Source organism: Vibrio sp. 1249-1 (assembly GCF_033340495.1).
This window is the reverse complement of record NZ_JAWOWJ010001001.1, coordinates 1-551: the sequence shown is the minus strand read 5'-3', so window position 1 is coordinate 551 and position 551 is coordinate 1. Positions and strand designations below refer to the sequence as shown.

General features: G+C 44.3%; 1 pseudogene. It reads left to right on the top strand.

What is annotated here, in order from left to right:
* Positions 1-476 (top strand): annotated as a pseudogene (locus tag R7Z50_RS30130) (NAD-dependent epimerase); the annotation flags it as partial.
* Positions 477-551: the final 75 nt, after the last annotated feature.

The following is a 551-nucleotide window of genomic DNA, read 5'->3' as shown; positions in this document are numbered from 1 at the left end:
TTTACGGCCCGGGAAAAACGCAAAGCATCACTAACTCCGCCATTATCGATAATCTACTTAACCAAAAGAGCGCAAAAGTGTTTTTACGTGATGACACCAAACGCAGCTTAATTTATACGCCAGACGCAAGCCGAGCGATGGCGCTAATTGGGAATACGCCCGATGCTTACGGACAAACTTGGCATTTGCCTTGCGATGATCGTCGACTGACGTATCGGGAGTTTATCACTGTTGCAGCAAAGGTTTTTAACGTTCAACCGAAATACAAAGTCATCAAGCGCTGGCAATTGTGGTTAGCTGGGCGATTTAAACAAACCATTCGAGATGCAGCCGAGCTTTTGCCTCGCTACGAATCTGACAACCTTTTTGTTTCAGATAAGTTTCAGACTCGTTTTCTAGATTTTCAAATCACCACATTCGAGCAAGGCTTGACCACAATTCAACAAGAAAAAGCCAATGACCAGAAACCTCTTTAAGCAGGCATTGATAGGAGCTTTTTGATGAAAGATAACACACCGGCATCATCCCCAGAGCGTTGGATCATATACGGA